This window comes from Streptomyces sp. NPDC001678 (genome assembly GCF_042892945.1).
Classification (GTDB): domain Bacteria; phylum Actinomycetota; class Actinomycetes; order Streptomycetales; family Streptomycetaceae; genus Streptomyces.
Genome location: NZ_JBIAUP010000029.1, coordinates 1 through 5,852, shown reverse-complemented (window position 1 = coordinate 5,852; position 5,852 = coordinate 1). Strand labels below are relative to the sequence as shown.

At 70.7% G+C, this 5,852-nt stretch carries 5 protein-coding genes; 2 read left to right on the top strand and 3 right to left on the bottom strand.

The annotated features are described in order from the left end of the window. Window positions 1–99 precede the first annotated feature (99 nt). On the bottom strand, window positions 100–1,512 hold the full coding sequence (locus ACFYZR_RS32285) for a SulP family inorganic anion transporter (RefSeq protein ID WP_391917094.1): 1,413 nt from the start codon (window positions 1,510–1,512) through the stop codon (window positions 100–102). Window positions 1,513–1,873: 361 nt separating this feature from the next. Between ACFYZR_RS32285 and proC the strand changes: the two genes are divergently transcribed. Then, window positions 1,874–2,683: a pyrroline-5-carboxylate reductase gene (proC, locus tag ACFYZR_RS32280; RefSeq protein WP_391917091.1), complete on the top strand. Its 810-nt coding sequence runs from the start codon at window positions 1,874–1,876 to the stop codon at window positions 2,681–2,683. 49 nt (window positions 2,684–2,732) lie between these two features. Here the strand turns inward: proC and ACFYZR_RS32275 are convergent, their stop codons facing one another. Beyond that, window positions 2,733–3,356: a cysteine hydrolase family protein gene (locus ACFYZR_RS32275; protein ID WP_391917088.1), complete on the bottom strand. Its 624-nt coding sequence runs from the start codon at window positions 3,354–3,356 to the stop codon at window positions 2,733–2,735. Between the two features lie 93 nt (window positions 3,357–3,449). On the opposite strand from ACFYZR_RS32275, the gene ACFYZR_RS32270 reads away from it, so the two are divergent. Continuing rightward, a complete protein-coding gene (locus ACFYZR_RS32270) occupies window positions 3,450–4,430 on the top strand; it encodes a GlxA family transcriptional regulator (protein ID WP_391917086.1) in 981 nt (326 codons plus the stop codon). 44 nt (window positions 4,431–4,474) lie between these two features. On the opposite strand, the gene trpS is transcribed toward ACFYZR_RS32270, so the two are convergent. Beyond that, window positions 4,475–5,476 carry a tryptophan--tRNA ligase gene (trpS, locus tag ACFYZR_RS32265; protein ID WP_391917083.1) on the bottom strand — a complete coding sequence of 334 codons (1,002 nt, stop codon included), beginning with the start codon at window positions 5,474–5,476 and terminating at the stop codon, window positions 4,475–4,477. Between the last annotated feature and the right edge of the window lie 376 nt (window positions 5,477–5,852).

Below are 5,852 nucleotides of genomic sequence, written 5' to 3'. Positions count from 1 at the left end.
CAGGGGGGACCCTGTGGGAGAGTAGGACGCCGCCGAACTCCTTTTAAGAGAGAGCCCTGGCAGGGATTACCTGCCGGGGCTTTCTTGCATTTACGCCGTCTACACCGCGACCACTCGCCCCGTGGCCTCACCGTCACCGTTGCCGTTCCCGTTGCCATTCGCGTCGCCGTCCCGCAGCGAGCCGTGCCGTTCCGCCCAGCCGTGGAGCGCGGTGTGCACGGCCCGGTCCATGTGCCGGAGCCCGGTGAGGTCCAGCTCGACGTCGTGGCCGGCCCGGTGGAGAGTGTCGAGCTCGTCCAGGAGCCGGGGCAGCCGCAGGAAGTTGGCGTTGCCGAGCACCCGTGCCCGTACCCGGCCGTCCCTTGGCGTCGTGGTTTCGATATGGACGTGGGAGGTCTCCCAGGCCGCCTTCACGATGGCCAGCAGCAGGCCGACGACCACGCCCTCGAAGAGGTTGGTCACGACGATGGCGACTGTGGTCGTCACCAGGACCGCGACCTCGCCGCGGTGGTCCCGCCAGAGCGGGCCCAGCTCACGGCCCGGCAGGAGTTTCCAGCCCGCGTGGACGAGCACCCCCGCGAGTGCCGCGACGGGGATGAGTTCCAGGGCCCAGGGCAGCAGCGTCGCGAAGACCAGCAGCCATACGCCGTGGAGGACGCGAGAGGCCTTCGTCCGGGCGCCGGCGTACACATTGGCGGAGCTGCGGACGATCACCGCGGTCATGGGGAGGGCACCGAGCACACCGCAGACGGTGTTGCCGGCGCCCTGGGCGATGAGTTCCTTGTTGTAGTCCGTGCGCGCGCCGTCGTGGAGCCGGTCGACGGCGGCCGCGCTGAAGAGGGTTTCGGCCGAGGCGATGAGCGCGAAGGCGAGCACCGTCCCCAGGACCCCGAACTCGGTCAAGCGCGCGAAATCGCCATTCCAGGGTGGCTGAATAGCGTCGAAGAGACCGCGCACCCGGACCCGGTCGACGGGCAGCCGGAGCATCCCGACCGCCGTCGTGGCGAGTGCGACCGCGGCCAGGGGCGCGGGGACGAGGCGTGCGCCCCACTGCCAGCGTGGCCACAGTGCCAGTACGGCCACCGTGCCGACGCCGACGGCGAGTGCGGCGAGCGAGTCGGCCGAGGCGAGGGTGTCGGTGAGCAGGGTGACCAGGCCGCCGAGCTTCTCGAGCGCTCCGGCCGGCGCGTCCGCGTCGGCGAGCGCGTACAGCTGTCCCGCGATCAGGACGACGCCGATGCCCGCGAGCATTCCCTGCACCACCGCGACGGAGATGGCCCGGAACCAACGGCCCAGTTTCAGCAGGCCCATCGCCATCTGGAGCAGCCCGCCGACTATGCCGGTCACGAGGCCCAGCTCCACGGGGACGCCGGACGCGACGGCGATGCCCACGGAGAGCGGCACGGCTATGAGGAAGACGACCAGCGACGCGGCGAAGTCGGCCCGGAGATTGGCGAGAAGGCCAACGCGGGCGACGGCGGTGCGGACACGGCGGAAGAGAGTCTTCTGCATGAGGTTTGCCTCCAGCGCGCTCGAAGCGCGCGCAGCGATGCGATGAGGATCGTTGCCGGACGGGTGGAGTACCAGACAGGTGGAGTAAGGGGCCGATGGGCATCGGGCGTCGCGGGAGAGCGCAGCGACAGGCGGCGCCGGCGCCGTCGTCCCTGCGGCGCCGGGCTGTTAATCACTCGACCATATTTTGGCCAAGTCGTGGTGCTGATCGGTGAGTTGTTTTGTAACCACGATGTAAACGCAGTGTCGGGAAAGGGGAGCTACCGCTTCCGGGCGCCCCTGGGGCGACCGAGGTGGGAGGATGAAGCGAGCCCAGCGGAACCCCGGCGGAATCCCGGCGGAACGAAAGAGGTGAGCCCCCGTGCGGCAGAGAGTCGCCGTCCTCGGCACCGGAAAGATCGGCGAGGCCCTCCTCAGCGGCATGATCCGCGCGGGCTGGTCCACGGACGACCTGATGTGCACGGCCCGCCGCGCCGAGCGCGCCGAGGCGCTCCGCGCCCGTTACGGCGTCGAGGTGGTCAGCAACACCGAGGCCGCCAAGGCCGCCGACACCCTGATCCTGGCCGTCAAGCCGCAGGACATGAGCACCCTCCTCGAGGAGCTCTCCCCGCACCTGCCCGCCGACCGCCTCGTCATCAGCGCCGCGGCCGGCGTGCCCTCCGCCTTCTTCGAGGAGCGGCTGCCGGCGGGCGTCCCCGTCGTACGCGTCATGCCCAACACCCCCGTCCTCGTCGACGAAGGCATGTCCGTCATCTCCGGTGGCTCCCACGCCACCGAGGACCACCTCCTCCGCGCCGAGGCGATCTTCAAGCCGGTCGGCAAGACGCTCCGCGTCCCCGAGTCGCAGCAGGACGCGGCGACGGCCCTCTCCGGCTCCGGTCCGGCCTACTTCTACTACCTCGTCGAAGCCATGACCGATGCCGGCATCCTGCTCGGCCTGCCCCGGGACAAGGCCCACGACCTGATCGTCCAGGCCGCCATCGGCGCCGCGGTCATGCTCCGCGACAGCGGCGAGCACCCGGTGAAGCTCCGCGAGGCGGTCACCTCCCCGGCCGGTACGACCATCAGCGCGATCCGCGAGCTGGAGAAGCACGGCGTACGCGCCGCCCTGATCGCCGCCCTGGAAGCCGCCCGCGACCGCAGCCGCGAACTGGGCTCCGGCCACAGCTGACGGCCGAGAGCTCAGAACTTCAGAACCGAGAGCTGGGAGCTGACAACCGTCAGTTCTCAGCTCCCAGCAGTGCCGCCGTGGAGACGACCCTCGCGAAACCACCCGCGTGCAGATTGGTCGCCGTCGCCCGCGCGAGCTCGGCGGCCGTGAGGACCCGCCCGTCGGGGCCGACGGCGTCGAACGTGTGCGTGGCGTCGAGCGGCACGATCACGTCGTAGCCGAGATTGCCGCCCATCCGGGCGGTCGTCTCCACGCACCAGTTCGTCATGATCCCCACGACGACGATCTGCCGTATCCCCGCCGCGTCCAGCCAGCTCCGCAGATCCGGCGTACCGATGAACGCGGAATTCACGGTCTTGGTGAGCAGCAGCTCCGGACCGGTGCCCCGGCCCCGGCGCTCCTCGACGAAGTCCTGGAAGTCGTTCCCCTCCTGCCCGGGGCGGAGCGGGGAGTCCGCCTTGGGCGAGTCGTGCCGTACGAAGACGACGGGCCGGCCCGCCTCCTGCCAGGCGTCGACGAGCGCGGCGATATTGCCCTCGGCGGCGGGGTTGTCCCGGGGCGGGAAGACCGGGTCGTGCCAGGCCTTCTGCACGTCGATGACGATGAGCGCGGCGTTCCGGTCGAGGTTCTGAGCGAGGTTCTGAGCGAGTTCGTTGATCTCCATGCCCACCATCCTGTTGGCGCGGCACAGGAGCCGACAGTGGCAGAAGAGACCCCGTTCGATGGATTGATGCCAAGGCTGCCGCCACGGTGCACCATGACCGTCATGCAGTCCACCGTCACAGCTCAGCGCATCGCCCTCGTCGCCTTTCCCGGCATACGGGCCTTCGACGTCGCCGTCATCGCCGAGGTCTGGGGCGTCGACCGCACCGGGCGTGGCGCCCCGCCCTTCGAACTCCGCCGCTGCGCACCGGATCGCGCGCCCGTGCCGATGCCGGGCGGCCTGACCCTCACCCCCGACCGGGCCCTGGACTGGACGACCACCGCCGACCTCGTCGTCGTACCCGGCGTCGACGACCAGCTGGCCCCGGTCCCCGAGCCCGTACTGGACGCGCTGCGCTGCGCGCACCGGGCGGGCGTTCCCGTCGCCGCGCTGTGCGGGGGAGCGTTCGTGCTCGCCCAGGCCGGGCTCCTCGACGGACGACGCGCGGTCACCCACTGGAACCTCACCACTCTCCTGTCCGCCACCCACCCGGACATCGAGGTCGTGCCGGACGCCCTCTTCGTCGAGGACGGCGGTGTCTGGACGGCGGCGGGCGTCGCCGCGGGGATCGACCTCTGCCTCCACCTGGTTCGTAGCGCCCATGGCGCCGAGGCGGCGGCCACCATCGCCCGCTCGATGGTCACCGCCCCCTTCCGCACGGGCACCCAGGCCCAGTTCATCGAGCACCCCGCGCCGGCAGCTGCCGGCCGCGAGGCCTCGGACACCCTCGCGGCCGTACGGGAACGAGCGCTCCGCAGGCTGTCCGAACCGCTCACCGTCGCCGACCTCGCGCGCTGGGCCGGCATGTCACCGCGCTCCTTCGCCCGCCACTTCACCGCCACCACGGGGACGACCCCGATCCAGTGGCTCCTCGACCAGCGCGTCGCCGCGGCCCAGCAGCTCCTGGAACGCACGGACCTGCCCATGCCCGAGGTCGCCCGCCGCTGCGGCTTCGGCAGCGAGGTCACCATGCGCCAGCACTTCGCCGCCCGCCTCGCCACCAGCCCGCGCGACTACCGCAGGTCCTTCCGCGCGGCGGGGTGAGACGGTCCGGGTCCTCCCGGTTCTCCGGGTCACCTCGTGGGAGGTCACCTCGCGGGCAGCAGGCCGATGGCCTCGTACGCGGCGTCGACCGTCGGCCGGGCCAGCCCCCGCGCCCGCTCGGCACCGGCCCGCAGCACCTCGTCGACGTATCCGGGGTCGGCACACAGCTTCGCGTGCCGCTCCTGAATCGGCCGCAGCGTCTCGACGACCGCCTCGGCCGTGTCCTTCTTCAACGCTCCGTACGAGCTGTAGCGCGCGGCCAGCTCCGCCGGGCCGACGTCACCCGTGCACGCCGCCAGGATCTCCAGCAGATTCGCGATACCGGGCTGCGCCTCCCGGTCGTGGGTGACCTCGCTTCCGCTGTCGGTCACCGCACGCATGACCTTTCGGCGCACGACACCCGGCTCGTCGAGCAGGTAGACGATGCCGGACGAGTCCGCATGCGACTTCCCCATCTTGGAGGTGGGGTCCTGGAGGTCCATGACACGCGCGGCCACGGCCGGGAGCACGGCCTTCGGCACCGTGAACGTATGCCCGTACCGCTGGTTGAACCGCACGGCCAGGTCGCGGGTGAGCTCGACGTGCTGCGCCTGGTCGTCACCCACCGGCACCTCGTCGGCCCCATAGGCGAGGATGTCCGCCGCCATCAGCACGGGGTAGGTGAGGAGCGACAGCCGAACGCTGCCTCCCGCAGCCCGTTCCTTCGCGGATTTCTCCTTGTACTGGATCATCCGCCGCATCTCCCCGTCGCTCGCCGTGCACTCGAGGACGTACGAGAGCCGTGTGTGCTCGTCGACGTGGCTCTGTACGAAGAGGGTGCAGAGGGCGGGGTCCAGCCCGGCGGCGAGGAACAGGGTCGCCACCTGCCGGCTGAGCCGGCGGACGCGCGCCGGGTCGTGGTCGACGGTGAGGGCGTGGAGGTCGACGACGCAGAAGAGGGCGTCGGCCCGGTGCTGGTCGACGGTGACCCACTGGCGCAGGGCCCCGAGGTAGTTGCCGAGGGTGAGGTGGCCGGTGGGCTTGATGCCGCTGAAGATCCGGGTCATGGGTGTCGTGGCTCCTTGGGTCCGGAGGATCCGGAAGGTGGGGACCACCGCCACAGACAGCAAAAAACGGCCGCCGAGGCGGCGGCCGTTGGATGCATGCGCGGTACGCGCGAGGTCGGGCCGCCGTCAGGCGGCCCACCACTGCTGGGTACAGACATGCTTCGTCACACGGCGACCGTACGCCCGCCAAACCCACTTGCGCCACCGGTTTGATGATGGTTACAGGCTCGTGTAGAGTCCTTCGAGTTGCCACGGAGTCCGCAAGGACGACGGGGCGGCACCTCCAGCCGCATCGGCGGCGATCACCTCTTTGCATGACCCTTGAACGGGATGAATTTCGGCGTGTCCGGAATTCGGAACGGGTGCCGATTAGGCG

Bases quoted from the DNA above. Each gene is read 5' to 3' on its own strand.
- ACFYZR_RS32285 (WP_391917094.1), bottom strand. From the start codon at position 1,512: ATGCAGAAGACTCTCTTCCGCCGTGTCCGCACCGCCGTCGCCCGCGTT.
- ACFYZR_RS32275 (WP_391917088.1), bottom strand. From the start codon at position 3,356: ATGGTGGGCATGGAGATCAACGAACTCGCTCAGAACCTCGCTCAGAAC.
- ACFYZR_RS32270 (WP_391917086.1), top strand. From the start codon at position 3,450: ATGCAGTCCACCGTCACAGCTCAGCGCATCGCCCTCGTCGCCTTTCCC.
- trpS (WP_391917083.1), bottom strand. From the start codon at position 5,476: ATGACCCGGATCTTCAGCGGCATCAAGCCCACCGGCCACCTCACCCTC.